The organism is Mesorhizobium sp. M7A.F.Ca.MR.362.00.0.0, from assembly GCF_004023175.1.
GTDB lineage: Bacteria > Pseudomonadota > Alphaproteobacteria > Rhizobiales > Rhizobiaceae > Mesorhizobium.
The window spans coordinates 1-361 of sequence record NZ_RZTF01000950.1 but is presented as its reverse complement, the minus strand read 5'-3'; the positions used below and the strand labels follow the sequence as shown (position 1 = coordinate 361).

General features: G+C 64.8%; 1 pseudogene. It reads right to left on the bottom strand.

Annotated elements, in window-relative coordinates:
- Positions 1-361: pseudogene (locus tag EOC06_RS38650) on the bottom strand (exopolyphosphatase); the annotation flags it as partial.

The window sequence follows — 361 nt, the reverse complement described above, 5'->3', positions numbered from 1 at the left end:
ATAATACGCTTCCTGACGGCCGCTGATGACACGGATCTCAGTCTTCAGCACCTCCTCGGCGCGGTGAATGAAATCAGGGCCATTGACCGCCTCGCGGGCCGCGGCGGTGGCCAGCACATACATCTGCTCGGCGCCGGCTTGGTCGGAAAGCGCGCGAAAGCGACGGAACTCTTCCATCGAGCGCGTCACCGCCTCGGCGTCGAGCTTGCCGGTCGAAACGATGCCCCGGCCGAGACCGGCCAGCATCTTTTCGTTGAACAGCATGGTCGGCGAGCGCGCCAGCCCCTCATAGACGACGAGGCGGATCGAGTTCGATCCGATGTCGATGATGGACAGCGGTCGGCGGTCCTGCAGCCGGCCC